A 16,332-nucleotide genomic window follows, 5' to 3' on the forward strand; every position below is an offset into this window, starting at 1 on the left:
TTGTTTAAAAATAATACTATTTCTTTTTTTAAAGTTATTTTTACCGAAAATCATTCGCATGCTAACGTTACTAATCAACATCAAAGAGCTTTTACAAATTAGAGAAACTTCTATTGAAAAGGTTTCAGGTGAAGCAATGGCTGTTTTGCCTTCTATCAAAAATGCTTTCCTTTTAATAGAAAACGATACTATTATCGATTTTGGTCCAATGGAAAACTGTCCCAAAATAAATGCCGATAAAACTATTGATGCTTCAGGAAAAATGGTACTTCCTGCTTGGTGTGACAGTCATACGCATATTGTTTACGCCGGAAATCGCGAACAGGAATTTGTGGATCGCATAAACGGTTTGACTTATGAAGAAATTGCCAATCGTGGCGGTGGCATTCTAAATTCGGCTAAGAAACTAAATGAAACTTCAGAAGAAGAAATCTACCATCAATCCAAAAAAAGACTCGAAGAAGTTATCCGACAAGGTACCGGAGCCGTCGAAATCAAATCAGGTTACGGTTTAACGGTTGATGGGGAACTCAAAATGCTTCGGGTGATAAAAAGACTAGCTGCTGATTATCCTATTACAATTAAAGCAACTTTTTTAGGTGCTCATGCCTATCCATTGGCTTACAAAGAAAATCATGCCGCTTACATTGATGTTATCATAAACGAAATGCTTCCCAAAATAGCGGAAGAACACTTGGCTGATTATATTGATGCCTTTTGTGAAACAGGTTATTTTTCTGTTGAAGAAACCGAAAGAATTATGAAAGCCGGACAACAATATGGTTTACATGCTAAAATACATGTCAATCAATTTACTGCCATTAACGGAATAGCCGCCTGCGTGAAGCACAACGCCCTTTCTGTAGACCATCTTGAAATTGTTACCGACGAAGATATAGAAGTGCTTAAAAACTCCGAAACTATTGCTGTTGCGTTACCAAGCTGTTCGTACTTTATCAGTATTCCGTATACACCAGCAAGAAAAATGATAGCAGCAGGTTTACCTTTGGCCTTGGCCTCCGATTTTAATCCAGGAACCTCTCCTTCAGGAAATATGAATTTTGTGGTAGCAACTGCGTGTATCAAGATGAAAATGACTCCCGAAGAAGCTATCAATGCTGCTACTATAAATGGAGCTTATGCTATGGGAATTTCCAAAACTCACGGAAGTATCACCATCGGAAAAAAAGCGAATCTAATCATCACAAAACCGTTAAACTCCTTTTATGAATTGCCGTATTCCTTTGCGAGTAATCTGATTGAACAGGTTATTATCAATGGTAAAGTAATAGTTTAAAAAAAAGTCCTTTTGCATTACACAAAAGGACTTTTCAACTTACTATTAACTTAAATAATTATGGTCTTACCTCAAAGAGAAACTACTTTTAGACACCAATTCTCCTTTATCAAATACATTGACAAAATAGGTTCCTTTTGCAAAATCCTTTCCTTTCAATTGTTCTTTTACATCAACTGTTTTATTTTCATATTGCACAGTTGTTGTAAAACTATAAGTTAAAGAGGTCTCACCAAAAGATATTGTTTCTTTATTTCCTAAAACATTGTTTTTAGCATCAATAACCTGAACATAATACGTTTTATCTCCAGATTTAGCTATTTTGTTTTCCGCGATAGTAAAACTTACTTGCAACATATCCGTTCTACTAGCTTTGTCGGTAGCGATTTGTTTTCCTGAACTTCTTAGTTTGTAAGAACCTGTTTTCAGATTAGTAACCGTCAATTTTTGTCCTTTTTCAACAGTTTTAGCTAACTCTTCATTTTGTCCAACCAAGACTTGATTGTACTTTTGCGAATCCTCAAGAACCACCTTAGTACTGTCTAAATTAGTGGTTAGTTGCTGATTTTGAGCTTTAAGAACAGCTACTTCTTGCATTAGGTTTTGCATTTTTTGCTCTAAATTTTTGTACTGATCCTTGTATTTTCGCAAAGAAGACACATCGCCTTTGGCCGACTTTAATTCTTCCATCAATTTCACAACTTTGTCACGTTCTGCTATCAGTTCGTCGGACATCGAAGTGTTTTCGGCAATAGCAGCATCGTATGTTGCTTTTAAATCTCCTAAATCTTTAAGAACAGAATCCTTTTCAGACTTTACAGTTACTACTGTATTTTCCAATGTTTTAGCATCAGAAGTCAATTTAAAAATGTAGATTAAGCTACCAATTAATAAAACCGCTAGTATACCAATAATAGCTTTTAATTTTGAATGGTTGTTCTGATTTTCCATGGGCATTTTTTTTAATTATGTACTATAAATGTATTTTTAAAGTAACGAAAATTAAGCATTTTTATTATATTTTTGGTCAAATATTTAAAAAAAATGGAGAAACTAATTCCCTTCTCAATAGCTGATTTAGCCAAAGTAACGAATCACAGAAGTGGCGAGGTCAAATTTGGAGAAAAAATGTTAACAGTTCCTAAGGGAGAAAACTGCCACGATTACCTAAAAAACTGTGAAGCCAAATATGCGCTGTTCGGAATTCCCGAAGATGTAGGTGTTCGTGCCAACTATGGTCGACCTGGAGCTGCCTCTGCGTGGGAAAGTGCCATTAGTAGTATTGCCAATATACAACACAATCGTTTTTGCAAAGGAAGCCAGATATTAGTTTTGGGCAAACTCGATGTTTCTCAAGAAATGGAAGAAGCTAAAGATTTGGATTTCCACAATACAGCCGACCGAAAAACGTTAAGTTCATTAGTAGAAAAAATTGATAAAGATGTTGTTCACATTGTCAGTACCATAATTAAAAGCGGTAAAATTCCTATTATTATTGGTGGCGGACACAATAATGCTTACGGAAATATTAAAGGAGCAGCATTGGGAATAGGAAAGCCCATCAACGCTGTGAACTTTGATGCACATTCCGATTTTAGAATATTGGAGGGAAGACATAGTGGAAATGGCTTCTCCTATGCTTATGAAGAAGGCTTTTTGAAGAAGTATTTTATTTTTGGTTTACACGAAAATTATACTTCCAAAAACGTTTTGGATAACTTAAAAAAATTAGAAGATCGCGTCTGTTACAACACATATGACGAAATCAAAGTGCGCAATCAAAAAAACTTTTTACAAGAACTCAATACGGCGTTCGATTTTATCAAAGCTGATGCTTTCGGTATTGAAATCGATTTGGATGCGTTGCCCAATATTGCCAGTAGTGCCATGACGATGAGTGGTTTTTCAGTAGAAGAACTACGTCAGTTTGTGTACTTTTTCGGAAACCATAGAAACGCTGCCTATCTTCACATTTGCGAAGGCGCACCCGAATTAGGCGAAGAAAAGAACAACCATCTCATTGGGAAATTAATGGGATATTTGGTCACCGATTTCATTAAGTCGAGAAAAGAACTCCTTTAATTTTATTTTAAATTTTGAATTATAAATTGTAAATGATTTTTTTGAGAGTCAACTCCACGGGACAATTAATTTAAAATTTATAATTTAAAATTCATAATAGTCTATCTTTGCGCCGGCTTACACTTAATCGTAAGCAAAATTTATGTTATTCGAAGATTTATCATTATCCAATAGTATTCAGAGAGCAGTCTTTGAAGAAGGATACACCCAACCAACGCCCATTCAAGAAAAATCTATTCCACATATTTTAGCCGGAAAAGATTTAGTGGGTTGTGCCCAAACCGGAACCGGAAAAACAGCAGCCTTTGCTATACCTATTATTCATAATCTACACCGCATTGTAGGCTCATCCAAAAAAACAAAACAAATCCGTTGTCTTGTTGTAACACCAACGCGCGAATTAGCAGTTCAAATTGGAGAAAGTTTTGACACTTACGGAAAATATACTAACCTTAGACAGCTAACCATTTTTGGTGGTGTTTCCCAAGTGCCACAAGTAGACCAATTGAAAAAAGGTATTGACATTCTGATTGCTACACCCGGACGTTTATTGGATTTGCACAAACAAGGTTTTATCGATTTTGACCACTTACACTTTTTGGTTTTGGATGAATCCGATTTGATGCTCGATATGGGTTTTATCAATGACGTTCGCAAAATTGTAAAACTAGTTCCAACCAACCGACAAACGCTATTATTCTCGGCCACAATGCCTATGGCTATTCGTGAGTTAGCAGATACTTTTTTAAACAAACCAGAATATGTTTCGGTTACACCCGTTTCATCGACTGCCGAAATCATTGAGCAACAAATTTATTTTGTAGATAAAACAGATAAAAGAGCTTTGTTGTATCACTTAATACGCAATGAAAACCTCAGCAATGTTTTGGTTTTTGTCAGAACCAAGCATGGTGCTGATAACGTGGTAAAAGCTTTAAAAAAGCACGGAGTCAATGCTGAAGCCATTCACGGGGACAAATCGCAAACCGCCAGACAGAGAGTTTTAGACAATTTTAAAGCTAAAGAAATTTCGGTTTTAGTGGCTACAGATATTGCAGCGCGTGGTATTGATATCGAAAGTTTGCCTTATGTCATCAATTTTGATTTGCCTAATATTCCTGAAACCTATGTACACCGTATCGGAAGAACAGGACGTGCCGGAAATGGTGGGATTTCAATTTCTTTCTGCAGTAAAGATGAAGAACCTTATTGGAAAGATATTCAGAAGCTGATTAAGGTCAGTGTAAAAACCATAAACGATCACCCCTATCCTTGGAAAGATGAAGTTCCCAATCCGGATGCAAAACCTGATTTAAGAAACAAAAAGAAACCAGAAGGTACCAATTCAAGAAAATCGGAAGCTTCAAAAAAGAATAAAAAACGCTGGTATTAACCAGCGTTTTCGTTTTGTTTTATTTGGTTGGAAATGACCTGAAATAGTTTGGAAGGTTCAAAAGGTTTGACCATGATATCATTCATTCCCGATGATATGGCTTCTTCAGCGACTTCATCTTTATCAAAAGCAGTGAGGGCAATTATCGGAATAAGTATCCCTTTTTCTCTTATTCTGCGTGTCGTTTCAAATCCGTTAATAAGAGGCATATTAATATCCATCAAAATCAAATCAAAGGCTTCTCGTTCTAAAGCAACCATCGCCGCATAACCATCATCAACAATAGTGCAACTCATATTACTGCTTTGTATGATTTTCTTGGTTACGACTTGATTTATTTTATTGTCTTCAACAACCAAAATGTTATACAAATTACTAGTCGACAAATCGACTTCTATATTATTGATAATGTCTTTCGATTTTTCTTCATCATATTCAAAACCAATAGTAAAAGTGAAGGTCGTACCAACATTTTCCTCGCTCTCCAGATGAATTTCACTGTCAAACAATTCGATTAATCTACTTACAATAGACAAGCCTAAACCAGTGCCTTGATAATCTTCTTCTTTACGCTCAATCTGCACAAATTTATCAAAGACTTTAGATTGGTGCTCCTCGGCAATTCCGATTCCGGTATCTTTAATCTTAAACTCGATAAAATAGGTTGTTCCTTCCACCTTTTTCAAATCAGCCGTAACATTTACTTCACCATTCTTGGTAAACTTTAACGCATTACTCACCAAGTTCATTATTATTTGGGACAAACGGAGTTTATCACCAATCAAAAATTCTGGTATGGCTGTATCAATTTCGACGGTAAACTTATCGTTGTTTTTATCTGCAATATAGTCTACAGAGTTTTTGACGACTGTAATTTCATCGGTCAGATTGAATATCAGGTTTTCTAAAACAATTCGTTTTTCTTCTATTTTGTTAATTTGAAGAATATCATTGACCAAGGCTAATAAATATTTAGCCGAAAACTTTAAGGACTTTAAATGAGGGCTGTTTCCTAATTCCTTGTGCTCGTCCAAGATGATGTTTGTAATGCCGATGACACCGTACAAGGGTGTTCGTAATTCGTGCGTTATGGTAGATACAAACTGCGATTTCAATTGTGAGGCTTCTTCTGCTTTTTCTTTTGCCAAAACCAATTCCTCGTTAGCCTTTTTTAATTCAAAATTGGCTTGTTCTCTGAGTTTGATGCTTTTGTACAACGTCAGTAAAAACAATAACAAAATAATCAGAATGACAATAAATAGAATTACAATTAGTTTGGATTCTTTGAGTCGTTTTTGATGACTATCGTTCGCATGCTCTACACGTTCTAATTGCATCTTGTATTCATCAAGCTCAATTTGAACAGCTGCTTTTTGCAAATTATCCAGCTTATCATCAGAATAAATTACTTTGGATAAAGAATCTAATTTTGCTTTGTATTCCCGAGCTTTTTCAAGCTCATTAAAATGTTTATAATGTCGTACTTCATTTTCATAGATGTTGATTAGGAAAGAATCAAATTCATTCTCCTTGGCAATTTTCTCGGCTATGGCATAATATCGTTCTGCTTCAACTTTTTTGTTTTGATTAGTAGTATAAATTCCGAGTAGCAAATTCATAGACATTTTGGTATCTTCACTACCGTCTTTCAGAACTTTATCTTTGATATCCTTCACATAAGCATTCCCCTCTTCAAATCTACCAATGGAAAAGTAAGCACTGGCTATATTGATTTTGGTGTAGGTGATTTCGGTGCTGTCTTTCAGTTTAACAGCATAATACAATGCTTTTTTGTAATAGTTTATTCCTTTTGGAACATCTAATTCATTAAAATAGTAGGCGCTTCCAAGGTTACCATAAATCCAATTGTAGAGCTTATCTTTATTGGTTTTTTTAGCATATGAAAGTGCTTTTTCATAAAAGCTGATGGCTTTTTTAGCATCTGAACATTCATTGTAGATGACACCAATAGTGTTATAGGACTGCGCAATATAGGAATCATCGTTGATAGCAAAAGAATTAATCAAAGCCTGTTTAGATGATTCAAGAGCTTTATCATATTTAGCATCATTAAAATCAACTACCGTTTGGTTAAGCAATCTTTCGATTTCGGCTTTTTCAGCTTTAAACTCTTGAGCTAAAGCAGTCGTGCAGCAAAAGAGAAAAACTAGTAAGAAACTAAATAATTTAGTTCTGATCATTGCATCGGGGTTAGTGGCTCAAATATAAAATATTTATTGAAAAAAAATCCCGAAGACTCGGGATTTTCATTGGAATTACTAATTTCTAATCAATTTTCTATACTTGATTCGTTTTGGTGTCACATCCACTCCCAAACGTTTCTTTTTATTCTCTTCATATTCTGAGAAACCACCTTCAAAACAATACACATCCGAGTTTCCTTCGAAAGCAAGAATATGCGTGCAGATTCGGTCTAAAAACCAACGGTCGTGACTAATGACTACGGCACATCCAGCAAAATTTTCCAAACCTTCTTCAAGTGCTCTAAGGGTATTAATGTCCAAGTCATTTGTAGGCTCATCCAGTAAAAGGACGTTTCCTTCTTCTTTTAAAGTCATGGCCAAATGCAATCTGTTTCGTTCTCCACCAGACAATGCTGAAACTTTCTTGTTTTGTTCACTTCCACCGAAGTTAAATCGGGAGAGATACGCTCTTGAGTTTACTTGTCTTCCGCCCATCATGATTAATTCTTGTCCATCGCAGAAGTTTTCCCAAATCGATTTATTAGGGTCGATATTGGAATGAGATTGGTCAACATAAGCAATCTTCACGGTATCACCAATAGTAAATTCACCGGAATCGGGTTTTTCTTCGCCCATAATCATTCGGAAGATAGTCGATTTACCGGCACCATTCGGCCCAATAACTCCAACAATTCCAGCTTGTGGTAATGTGAAATTTAAGTTGTCGTATAATAATTTATCTCCAAAAGCTTTGGCCACATTTTTAGCTTCAATAACATTCGTACCCAAACGTGGACCATTCGGAATGTAGATTTCTAATTTTTCATCCAGTTCTTTTTGATCTTCGTTCAAGAGTTTGTCATAGTTCTGCAAACGTGCTTTTTGCTTGGTTTGACGCCCTTTGGCTCCTTGACGTACCCAATCCAACTCGCGCTCTAACGTTTTTCTACGTTTGGATGCCGTTTTTTCTTCCTGCTCCATACGTTTTGATTTTTGGTCTAACCAAGACGAGTAGTTTCCTTTCCAAGGAATTCCTTCTCCTCTATCCAATTCCAAAATCCAGCCTGCAACGTTATCCAAGAAATACCTGTCGTGTGTTACAGCGATTACGGTTCCTGAGTATTGTGCCAAATGTTGCTCTAACCAAAGTACGCTTTCGGCATCCAAGTGGTTGGTAGGCTCATCCAATAACAATACATCCGGATTTTGCAAAAGTAAACGGCATAAGGCTACACGACGTTTTTCTCCTCCCGATAATACGCTGATAGGCATATCTCCCTCCGGAGTGCGTAGTGCATCCATCGCCACTTCAAGTTTATTGTCAATTTCCCAGGCACCGCAAGCATCAATTCTGTCCTGCAATTGCGCCTGGCGATCCATTAATTTGTCCATTTTATCGGCATCTTCATACACTTCAGGCAAACCAAACATATCGTTGATTTGGTTGAATTCGTCCAAAAGTGCCATAGTATCGGCAACGCCTTCTTTTACAATTTCGAGAACTGTTTTGGTTTCATCTAATTGTGGCTCTTGCTCTAAGTAACCGACCGTGTAACCTGGTTGAAAAACCACATCACCCTGATAGTTCTTATCTACACCGGCTATAATTTTCAGTAACGAAGATTTACCCGAACCGTTGAGCCCGAGAATACCAATTTTGGCTCCGTAAAAGAAACTTAGGTAGATGTTTTTAAGTACTTGTTTATCGCTTCCCTGATACGATTTGCTCAATCGTTGCATCGAGAAAATTACTTTCTTATCGTCTGACATTTTTAAAAATAGTTTAAATTATAAATTTTGAATGGGAAAATTATATTTTATACAGAAGATGAAATCATTTAAAATGTAGAATTCATCTTTTAGAAAAAACTTATAATCTTCCTTTTAGTGAACTGAATACCCAGGCATTAGCCAAAAACCCAACACCTACAGCACCGAAACCCCATCCGGCAGTATCATCATACCGAAATGCTCCTAGTGCAATAAGTAATAATCCCATGATAATCATGATAAATGTTGCCCATCCTAAGACGGTGTTTTTATTCATTCCCATAGTTGTGGTATTTTATTTTGGAGAGCAAATTTAGGGAAAAGTTATAAATTATGAGTTATGTATTATGAGTTTCGTTGGATTGTTTACTTGCTATTGTTTTGATTTATTCGTTTTTATAAATTACGCCATCCTTCATGACAAAAACTACGTTTGTAACCGTGGTAATATCTTGTGTTGGATCGTCGTTCGTAGCAATAATGTCGGCAAGAAAACCTGTTTCAATGGCGCCTATTTTTTTATCCATATCCAAAAGCATTGCATTGGTAGTAGTTGCAGCTTGTAAAGCTTTCATACTAGGCATACCGGCTTCCGTCATATAGATAAACTCCTTAGCATTTTGACCGTGCTGAAACACTCCGGCATCCGTTCCGAAAGCTATTGGTACTCCTTTTTTATAGGCTTTAGCAAAAGTTCCCTGAATTCTTGGGCCTATAGCCAAGGCTTTAGGAACGACAATAGCCGGATAATAATTAGCTTTTTTTGCATTTTCTTCAACTGTTTTTCCGGCTGTAATTGTGGGTACCAAATAAGCATTGTTTTTAATCATTAAATCCATAGTTGCCTCGCTCATTTCCGTTCCATGTTCAATAGTTTTTACACCCGCTTTTACTGCCCGTTGCATTCCTTCATCGCCATGGGCATGGGCAGCCACTTTCATTCCGTAATCCTTGGCAGTGGATACGATAGCTTCGATTTCTTCTTGTGTAAATTGGGGATTACCAGCGCTTTTGGCAACACTCAGTACACCACCAGTAGCCGTTATCTTTATCCAATCAGCGCCATTTTTATACCGTTGACGCACCGCCTTACGGGCATCTTCTATGCTATTCACAACACCTTCTTTGGGTCCTGGATTTCCCATTAAGTCTTTTCGATAACCATTAGTAGGATCAGCGTGACCTCCTGTAGATGCTAAAGCTTTTTCGGCAGTAAAAATACGGGGGCCAATCACTTTACCCGCACTAATGGCATTTCGTAATGATACGTTTACCCCGCTTCCCCCTAAGTCTCTGACGGTAGTAAAACCGGCCATTAAAGTTGTCTTAGCAAAAACCTCTGCATTGTAGGCAACATCGGCATCGTTCAGGGAAAACTCATCTAAGTATTCTGTTGGACTGGTTTCGCTTTCAACATGCACGTGCATATCAATCCAACCCGGCATCACTGTTTTTGATTTTAAGTCGATTATTCTATCAATAGCATTCGCTGAATTAACAAAGCCATCCTGAATACTTTTGATGGTTTTACCTGATACGACAATGGTTTTGTTGGTGAGAACTTTACCGTTTTTTGTATCAATGAGTTTACCGCATTGCAGATAACTATCTTGTGCTTGAAGTGCAATTGCCATCAATAACAAACTGTATAGGAATAGTTTTTTCATGATTTTGCTTTAGGATTTTAAAGATAAGTTTTTTTTATACATTTATCTGATATAAATATTTAGCAAAATAAAAAAATATGCTGACAGCCATCCATCCGAAATTACCGATGCGGAACAAAACAACGACACTGAATTTCTACTTACATTTAGGTTTTACCATTTTCGGAAGTGCTGATTATGAGGATTACCTGATGCTGGAACGAGATAGCATTCAAATTCATTTCTTTTTGTTTAGCGAGCTCAATCCAAGTGAAAACTACGGACAGGTTTATATCAGAACGCATGACATTGATGGCTTGCATCAATCTTTTTTCGAGCGAAATGTAGCGATTCATCCTAATGGAAATTTACAAACAAAACCTTGGGGACAACGAGAATTTTCAATACTTGATCCAGATAATAATTTGTTGACCTTTGGACAAAGTCTTTACAATTCATAACAGGACTTAAAAGGAACTTTTTTTAATGATAAAGTTGATTTCTGAAACTATACTTATCAGCAATAACAATCCTTTTAAAACGCCCATGATGGCTTATTGAGGCTGGTTGCATAACATTATTTTCAGAATCTTGATAACTGGGAATTCCATCGATTTTGATAATATTTTCGGTAGACTTTAGGTATTTAACCTTATCAAAATCGGCACTGTTTATAACTGCTACAGTTTCAACATATTCAGAAGTAATTCTTGTTTGTGTGAAATAGGTCTTGTCATAACAGATAACCTTTCCAAAGACAATTCCATCTTGAACATTCAGATCAAAACACTCTAATTGAATCGGAATAAAAGCCCTGATTTTAGTCTGACGATTATAGATTTTATACGCTGCTTCTTTTCGGCTCCAAAGATTCCAAACTGTTATTTCAGGATTCTCGGACTTAAGGATAAGGTCTTGTTCTTTAGCTGTAAAAATTTTATTCAAAAATCCTTTCCGTTTCCAGTTGCTTTCTTTTTGTGCTAGAGCCAAATCTATGACATCATTGCCTATCACTTTTCGGCGAGTTTGGTTTCAATAATTGTTAATGCCGCTTTAATGTTCAACATCTTTTCCATAGATTGGTTATCAATTTCAATGCTGAAAGCTTCTTCAACATCCAAAACAATATCGACTAAATTAGCCGAATTGATTTTTAGATCTGCAATAAAATCGGTATCTTCATTCATATTCTCAAAAGCTTCCTTATCGGCCACAAAAGGCTTTACGATAGTTTTTAATTTTTCTATAATCGTTACTTTATCCATAGTTAGTTGTATTTTTTTATAATTACGCATCCGTTTACATCGCCGAAACCAAAACTGGCTTTGGCTAAGATAGTGATGTCTTTTTCAATAAGTTGTTGCGGAATCCTTGAAGCATCAATACACTCTGATATTTCCGGATGCAAATCGTCACAATTGATGTTGGGGAAGATAAATCCGTGATACACTTGCAGCACCGAAGCCACAGTTTCAACACTTCCAGAAGCCGATAAACAATGACCTACCATCGATTTCAGCGAGTTGATATAAGGAAAATCCTTTCCTTTGCGATGCAATGCTTCGCTCCAATTCTGAATCTCCAAGGCATCTTTACTGGTTGCAGTCAAATGACCGTTGATGACAACAATAGCTTCTGGTTGTATATGAGCATTAGCCATAGCATCGGTGATACATTTTTGCACGGCGATGGGATTTGGCGCTGTCATCGTTCCCAGTCCACGTTGTCCGCCAGAGTTGACATTTCCGCCCAAAACTTCGGCATAAATTCGGACACCTCTTGCCAAAGCGGATTCTAAATCTTCTAAGACAAACGCTCCGGCGCCACTTCCTGGAACAAAACCCGAAGCACTTTCCGACATTGGTCTTGAGCCCTGTTCAGGAGTTTCGTTATGTTTAAAGGTACAGACTTTCATGGCATCGAATCCGCCCCAGATGTAAGGACCGCTATCGCTGGTACTTCCGGCTAGCATTCGTTTTGCTTGTCCTGACTTTATTCTTTCATAAGCCACTAGAATGCTTTCGACACCTGTGGCACAAGCAGCCGAATTGGTAGTTACCTGATTTCCCAAGCCCAGTTTGCCGCTAAGATATGCGCTTATGCCACTGTTCATAGTTTGTGCTACTGCAGTACTTCCGAGTTTTCGGGTCTGAAAATCATCAATCTTATAAATACTTTCTCTGAATTTTTCTATTCCCGAAGTTCCAGTGCCAAAGATGGTACCCGAATCCCAATCGGGGTTTTCATCATGAAGTATAGGCAAATCGGCATCTTTCCAAGCATCCATTCCGGCAATGACACCGTATAAAATTCCGGTTGCATTAAAATTGCGTAGTTCCAGTTCAGTAAAATAAGTACTTTTCAATTCTTCTGAAATTTCAGGCGTTCCTGAAATCTGGCAAGAAAACTGCAGACGTGCTAATTCGGCATCGTGTTTTATTCCGGAAACCCCTTTTTTAATGGCATTAGTAAATGCCTCCAGCCCTACTCCATTTGGAGCGACAATTCCCATTCCTGTTATGACGACTCTTTTCTCCATATTATACAATCATTCCGGCTATAGTTCCTTGACAAACGGTTTCACAATGGTCATTCATCATTTTTACTTTACATTTCAATTTACCAAACCTAAAATAGATTTTTTCAGAAATGACGGTTACTTTCTCATTGGAATACACTGGTTTTAAATATTCTATCTCAGAAGAGGTCATAGCAACTTTGGTATTACTATCAAAATCATTCCCTAAAAGATAAATTCCCAAACAAACTACGCCAATTTGTGCCATAGTCTCGGTTAAAATTACGCCAGGTGTAACCGGATTGTTTTTGAAATGGCCTTTATAAAAATCGGAATCCGCATTAAAAGTATACGTTCCTTCTGCTCCATTTTCATCAACATGTAAAAGTTCCTCTACAAAAAGAAATGGTTTCGTATACGGCAGTTTGTCTGTAATATCTTTATGCATATTAAAATTCAATTAGTATTCTTTGTGCAGAAAATCCGGGACCAAAACTGAGCAATAATCCTTTTTCTCCCTTTTTAGGTTTGGTATCCATTACGCGTTCTAAAACATACAAAACGGTGGCGCTTGACATATTTCCGTATAAACGCAGGACTTCTTTGGTATCATCGATATTTTTACCTAAACCCGAAAAAAGTTCTTCTACTGTTTGCACTATTTTTTTTCCTCCAGGATGAAAGATAAGATGGTCAATGTCTTCTATTTTCAATTGATTCTTCTCCAAAAAAGGATGAATAATATCGGGGAAATGGTTGGAGATAGTTTCCGGAACTTCAATATCCAAGACCATTTGTAAGCCGCTGTTGGTTAGCTTAAAACCCATCATGTGAATGGCATCATAAAAATGATACATTTCCTCTGCTAGTATTTTGTGCCCATCATCATCTTCGTTTGAAGAGAGTAAAACGCAGGCAGCACCATCCCCAAATATAGCAGCACTTACAATATTAGGCATCGAAAAATCGTCTAATTGAAAAGTAGCTGTTGGACTCTCGACAGCAATAACTGCGGCACGTTTTCCCGGATTGGCTTGCAGGAAGTTTTTGGCATATAGTATTCCCGATATTCCGGCAGCACAACCCATTTCGGTAACAGGTAATCTGACAATATCCTGACGTAGTTTCAAGGAATTAATCAGATAGGCATCGAGCGACGGAATCATGATTCCGGTGCAACTGACGGTGATGATGTAGTCTAAGGTTTCTGGTTTCCAGTTGGCTTTATGTAACGTTTTTTGCAGTACATTTTCGCCGAGCGTTATCACTTCTCTGACATAAATAGCGTTGCGTTCCTCAAAAGAAGTATTGGTAAAGACCTCGAGGGGATCCATAATGGAATAGCGTTTGTCAACCATGGCGCCTTCAAATATCTTTTTGACCTTTCTTATAAAACGCTCGTCCTGACCAATAAGCCATCCTTCTAAAAGAGGAAGAATTTCTTCGGTTGTTCTGGAATATTTAGGTAATTCTTTTGCTACTGCTATGATGCTGACACTCATTTTGACTTTATTGTATTTCTTTATTAGTATAAATGATCCATTGATAACGGAACGCCCATTTCCATTCGATACTATAGTTTTTGAAATTTAGTATCTTAGAAAAATATTCCAATTCCGGTTTTTTAAATCCACGTAATATCGAAACCAAACCGTCTTCTCTTGACATGGCATTCAGTCGGAAAATAAAACACAGCCCTTGAAATAATCGGTACGATATGCTACTTCGCTGTAAATCATTAATGATAATACCCATTGTAGCATTGGTTGCAAAAATCTTTAGGAGCTTGATGATTTCTTCATCCTTGAAATGATGGAGTGTTAAGGTACACAAAACAATATCATACTGTACACTTTCGAAGGATTTCTCAAAAATATCTTCGCAGCGATACGAAATATTTTTATAGTTCGCAGACAACGTTTCGGCATAAGTAGCCGTAAATTGGTTGGCATCAATTCCGACTAATTCCAAAGAAATATTGTTTTCTTTGCCATAATCTGCAAGCTTTCGGAGCATATCGCCATTGCCACAGCCTACATCTACGATGGTTATTTTTTCTTGTGACGGATTTTGCTTTAGGATTTCCTTCACGCCTTGCAACGTGAGTGTATTGCCTCCTAAAAGCTGGTTGATTTTAGCAATCTTATCCAAAGCATCCAAGAGGACTTCGCCTTTCATATCAAAGTCGTCCATGATTTCGGGCTCATTAGTTCTATGTGTGGTATCGAGAAACATTTATGCTCTTAGGATTATTGGTTTACCGTGCGTTTTTTTGATGATTATGGGTAGTAAAAAGGGAAATAGTGCCACGATACGAAAGACGATTTCAGTGCATCTTGAACTTTGCAATACTGAAGCCAACCATCTTCCGGTGCGCAGTCGTTGTTTAAAATTATGATTCCAATTGATACTGTATTGCTTTTCTAAATTTTTTCTTGAAGGTACTTTATCTTTACAATAATTGACTACTAATTCCGAGGCTATTTGAGCGCTGTGAATTGCCATTGCCATTCCGTTTCCGCATAACGGATGAATCAATCCGGCGGTATCTCCAATCATCAGAATGTGATTTTCTACAGGCTTTTTTGAGGCAAATGATATTTGGCTTATGGTCAGTGGTTTTTCAAAAATCATCGTCATCGATTCCAAAAGTGCTTTGAGGTTTGGATTCTGAGCCACAACTTTTTCCTGATACTCTTCTATATTTTTATACTTCTTGAACGTATCATAATCGGCTAGATAACAAATGTTAACGAGATTATTTTCTACTTTAGATACACCGCAATAGCCCCCTTTAAAATTATGCAAACCCACAAGATCATCCGGAAAACTGCCGTTGTAATGTGCTTTAACCGCTAGCCAAGGTGATTTGCGTTGTATGAAACTTCGTTGTAACTTTTGATCTATTGAAGCGCGTTTGCCATAAGCTCCCAGAACAATTTTAGAGTTCATTGTGCTCCCATTTTCTGTTGTAATCGTAAAAGTATCATTGGCAAATTGAACATCAGTAACCGCTTCTTTGATAACATAACACCCATTGGCAAGAGCCTTTTTAAAAAGAAAATCATCTAAAGTAAAGCGACTAATTCCAAATCCACCCAAAGGCAAATTGGCTTTTAGGGTTTTACCATTAGTTGAGGAGAAATGTAGTTTTGTGATTTTGGTTGGATGAAGATCATCGATATTGACATTAAGCCATTTCAGATAAGGCAAGACTTCGTTAGAAATGTATTCGCCGCAAACTTTGTGCTTGGGATAGTCATTTTTTTCAAAAACGATTACCTTCAATCCTTGAGAAGACAAATGTATTGCAGCGGTTAATCCTGCCAAACCGCCTCCAATAATTATTACATCACTGCTTACCATAGTGAGTAAATTTAAGGAATAGAAAGTGAAACAGTTTATATAGTTCTGTTAAAAAA

The 16,332-nt window shown here is 36.9% G+C and carries 16 protein-coding genes; 4 read left to right on the forward strand and 12 right to left on the reverse strand.

Annotated features, from left to right (window positions below):
• The first annotated feature begins 58 nt into the window (after positions 1-58).
• Positions 59-1,297, forward strand: a complete 1,239-nt coding sequence (gene hutI / locus ACULEU_RS09710; RefSeq protein ID WP_445452393.1) for an imidazolonepropionase — start codon at positions 59-61, stop codon at positions 1,295-1,297.
• Positions 1,298-1,363: 66 nt separating this feature from the next.
• Here hutI and ACULEU_RS09715 read toward each other — a convergent pair whose 3' ends face one another.
• Positions 1,364-2,248 (reverse strand): hypothetical protein, encoded by an 885-nt coding sequence (locus tag ACULEU_RS09715; RefSeq protein ID WP_445452394.1) that lies wholly within the window; start codon positions 2,246-2,248, stop codon positions 1,364-1,366.
• 93 nt (positions 2,249-2,341) lie between these two features.
• On the opposite strand from ACULEU_RS09715, the gene ACULEU_RS09720 reads away from it, so the two are divergent.
• Both ACULEU_RS09720 and ACULEU_RS09725 read left to right on the forward strand, forming a co-directional pair.
• Entirely contained in the window at positions 2,342-3,379 is a 1,038-nt protein-coding gene (locus ACULEU_RS09720; RefSeq protein ID WP_445452395.1) for a formimidoylglutamase, read from the forward strand.
• A 142-nt stretch (positions 3,380-3,521) separates the two neighbouring features.
• Positions 3,522-4,772 (forward strand): DEAD/DEAH box helicase, encoded by a 1,251-nt coding sequence (locus ACULEU_RS09725; protein WP_445452396.1) that lies wholly within the window; start codon positions 3,522-3,524, stop codon positions 4,770-4,772.
• On the opposite strand, the gene ACULEU_RS09730 is transcribed toward ACULEU_RS09725, so the two are convergent.
• The 4 genes from ACULEU_RS09730 to ACULEU_RS09745 all read right to left on the reverse strand — a co-directional run bounded on the left by ACULEU_RS09730 (position 4,769) and on the right by ACULEU_RS09745 (position 10,413).
• Positions 4,769-6,973, reverse strand: a complete 2,205-nt coding sequence (locus tag ACULEU_RS09730) for a response regulator (protein ID WP_445452397.1) — start codon at positions 6,971-6,973, stop codon at positions 4,769-4,771. The two genes, ACULEU_RS09725 and ACULEU_RS09730, sit on opposite strands and share 4 nt — an antisense overlap.
• Positions 6,974-7,051: 78 nt before the next feature.
• Positions 7,052-8,746 carry an energy-dependent translational throttle protein EttA gene (gene ettA, locus ACULEU_RS09735; RefSeq protein ID WP_445452398.1) on the reverse strand — a complete coding sequence of 565 codons (1,695 nt, stop codon included), beginning with the start codon at positions 8,744-8,746 and terminating at the stop codon, positions 7,052-7,054.
• A 100-nt stretch (positions 8,747-8,846) separates the two neighbouring features.
• A complete protein-coding gene (locus tag ACULEU_RS09740; RefSeq protein ID WP_445452399.1) occupies positions 8,847-9,029 on the reverse strand; it encodes a CAL67264 family membrane protein in 183 nt (60 codons plus the stop codon).
• Positions 9,030-9,132: 103 nt separating this feature from the next.
• Positions 9,133-10,413, reverse strand: coding sequence for an amidohydrolase family protein (locus ACULEU_RS09745; RefSeq protein WP_445452400.1), 1,281 nt, complete (start codon positions 10,411-10,413; stop codon positions 9,133-9,135).
• Positions 10,414-10,490: 77 nt separating this feature from the next.
• Here ACULEU_RS09745 and ACULEU_RS09750 point away from each other — a divergent pair, with 77 nt between their 5' ends.
• Entirely contained in the window at positions 10,491-10,853 is a 363-nt protein-coding gene (locus ACULEU_RS09750; protein WP_445452401.1) for a bleomycin resistance protein, read from the forward strand.
• 22 nt (positions 10,854-10,875) lie between these two features.
• Here the strand turns inward: ACULEU_RS09750 and ACULEU_RS09755 are convergent, their stop codons facing one another.
• Genes ACULEU_RS09755 through ACULEU_RS09785 form a run of 7 tightly spaced genes read right to left on the reverse strand, consistent with a single transcriptional unit; the run spans position 10,876 to position 16,276 of the window.
• A complete protein-coding gene (locus ACULEU_RS09755; protein ID WP_445452402.1) occupies positions 10,876-11,406 on the reverse strand; it encodes a 4'-phosphopantetheinyl transferase family protein in 531 nt (176 codons plus the stop codon).
• Positions 11,403-11,657 (reverse strand): acyl carrier protein, encoded by a 255-nt coding sequence (locus ACULEU_RS09760; RefSeq protein WP_445452403.1) that lies wholly within the window; start codon positions 11,655-11,657, stop codon positions 11,403-11,405. The genes ACULEU_RS09755 and ACULEU_RS09760 overlap by 4 nt, the downstream gene beginning before the upstream one ends.
• 2 nt (positions 11,658-11,659) lie before the next feature.
• Positions 11,660-12,931 (reverse strand): beta-ketoacyl-[acyl-carrier-protein] synthase family protein, encoded by a 1,272-nt coding sequence (locus ACULEU_RS09765; RefSeq protein ID WP_445452404.1) that lies wholly within the window; start codon positions 12,929-12,931, stop codon positions 11,660-11,662.
• Between the two features lies 1 nt (position 12,932).
• A complete protein-coding gene (locus tag ACULEU_RS09770; RefSeq protein WP_445452405.1) occupies positions 12,933-13,358 on the reverse strand; it encodes a 3-hydroxyacyl-ACP dehydratase FabZ family protein in 426 nt (141 codons plus the stop codon).
• Position 13,359: 1 nt separating this feature from the next.
• Complete coding sequence (locus ACULEU_RS09775; protein ID WP_445452406.1) at positions 13,360-14,412, reverse strand: type III polyketide synthase; 1,053 nt, start codon at positions 14,410-14,412, stop codon at positions 13,360-13,362.
• Positions 14,413-14,419: 7 nt separating this feature from the next.
• The gene (locus tag ACULEU_RS09780; protein WP_445452407.1) at positions 14,420-15,145 is read right to left on the reverse strand and encodes a methyltransferase domain-containing protein; all 726 of its coding nucleotides are present in this window, start codon (positions 15,143-15,145) and stop codon (positions 14,420-14,422) included.
• Positions 15,146-16,276 carry an NAD(P)/FAD-dependent oxidoreductase gene (locus ACULEU_RS09785; protein ID WP_445452408.1) on the reverse strand — a complete coding sequence of 377 codons (1,131 nt, stop codon included), beginning with the start codon at positions 16,274-16,276 and terminating at the stop codon, positions 15,146-15,148.
• Positions 16,277-16,332: the final 56 nt, after the last annotated feature.

The sequence above is a fragment of the Flavobacterium sp. 25HG05S-40 genome (assembly GCF_052654735.1).

Coding starts and splice junctions, on each gene's coding strand:
- hutI (WP_445452393.1), top strand. CDS start 59: ATGCTAACGTTACTAATCAACATCAAAGAGCTTTTACAAATTAGAGAA.
- ACULEU_RS09715 (WP_445452394.1), bottom strand. CDS start 2,248: ATGGAAAATCAGAACAACCATTCAAAATTAAAAGCTATTATTGGTATA.
- ACULEU_RS09720 (WP_445452395.1), top strand. CDS start 2,342: ATGGAGAAACTAATTCCCTTCTCAATAGCTGATTTAGCCAAAGTAACG.
- ACULEU_RS09725 (WP_445452396.1), top strand. CDS start 3,522: ATGTTATTCGAAGATTTATCATTATCCAATAGTATTCAGAGAGCAGTC.
- ACULEU_RS09730 (WP_445452397.1), bottom strand. CDS start 6,973: ATGATCAGAACTAAATTATTTAGTTTCTTACTAGTTTTTCTCTTTTGC.
- ettA (WP_445452398.1), bottom strand. CDS start 8,746: ATGTCAGACGATAAGAAAGTAATTTTCTCGATGCAACGATTGAGCAAA.
- ACULEU_RS09740 (WP_445452399.1), bottom strand. CDS start 9,029: ATGGGAATGAATAAAAACACCGTCTTAGGATGGGCAACATTTATCATG.
- ACULEU_RS09745 (WP_445452400.1), bottom strand. CDS start 10,413: ATGAAAAAACTATTCCTATACAGTTTGTTATTGATGGCAATTGCACTT.
- ACULEU_RS09750 (WP_445452401.1), top strand. CDS start 10,491: ATGCTGACAGCCATCCATCCGAAATTACCGATGCGGAACAAAACAACG.
- ACULEU_RS09760 (WP_445452403.1), bottom strand. CDS start 11,657: ATGGATAAAGTAACGATTATAGAAAAATTAAAAACTATCGTAAAGCCT.
- ACULEU_RS09765 (WP_445452404.1), bottom strand. CDS start 12,931: ATGGAGAAAAGAGTCGTCATAACAGGAATGGGAATTGTCGCTCCAAAT.
- ACULEU_RS09770 (WP_445452405.1), bottom strand. CDS start 13,358: ATGCATAAAGATATTACAGACAAACTGCCGTATACGAAACCATTTCTT.
- ACULEU_RS09775 (WP_445452406.1), bottom strand. CDS start 14,412: ATGAGTGTCAGCATCATAGCAGTAGCAAAAGAATTACCTAAATATTCC.
- ACULEU_RS09780 (WP_445452407.1), bottom strand. CDS start 15,145: ATGTTTCTCGATACCACACATAGAACTAATGAGCCCGAAATCATGGAC.
- ACULEU_RS09785 (WP_445452408.1), bottom strand. CDS start 16,276: ATGGTAAGCAGTGATGTAATAATTATTGGAGGCGGTTTGGCAGGATTA.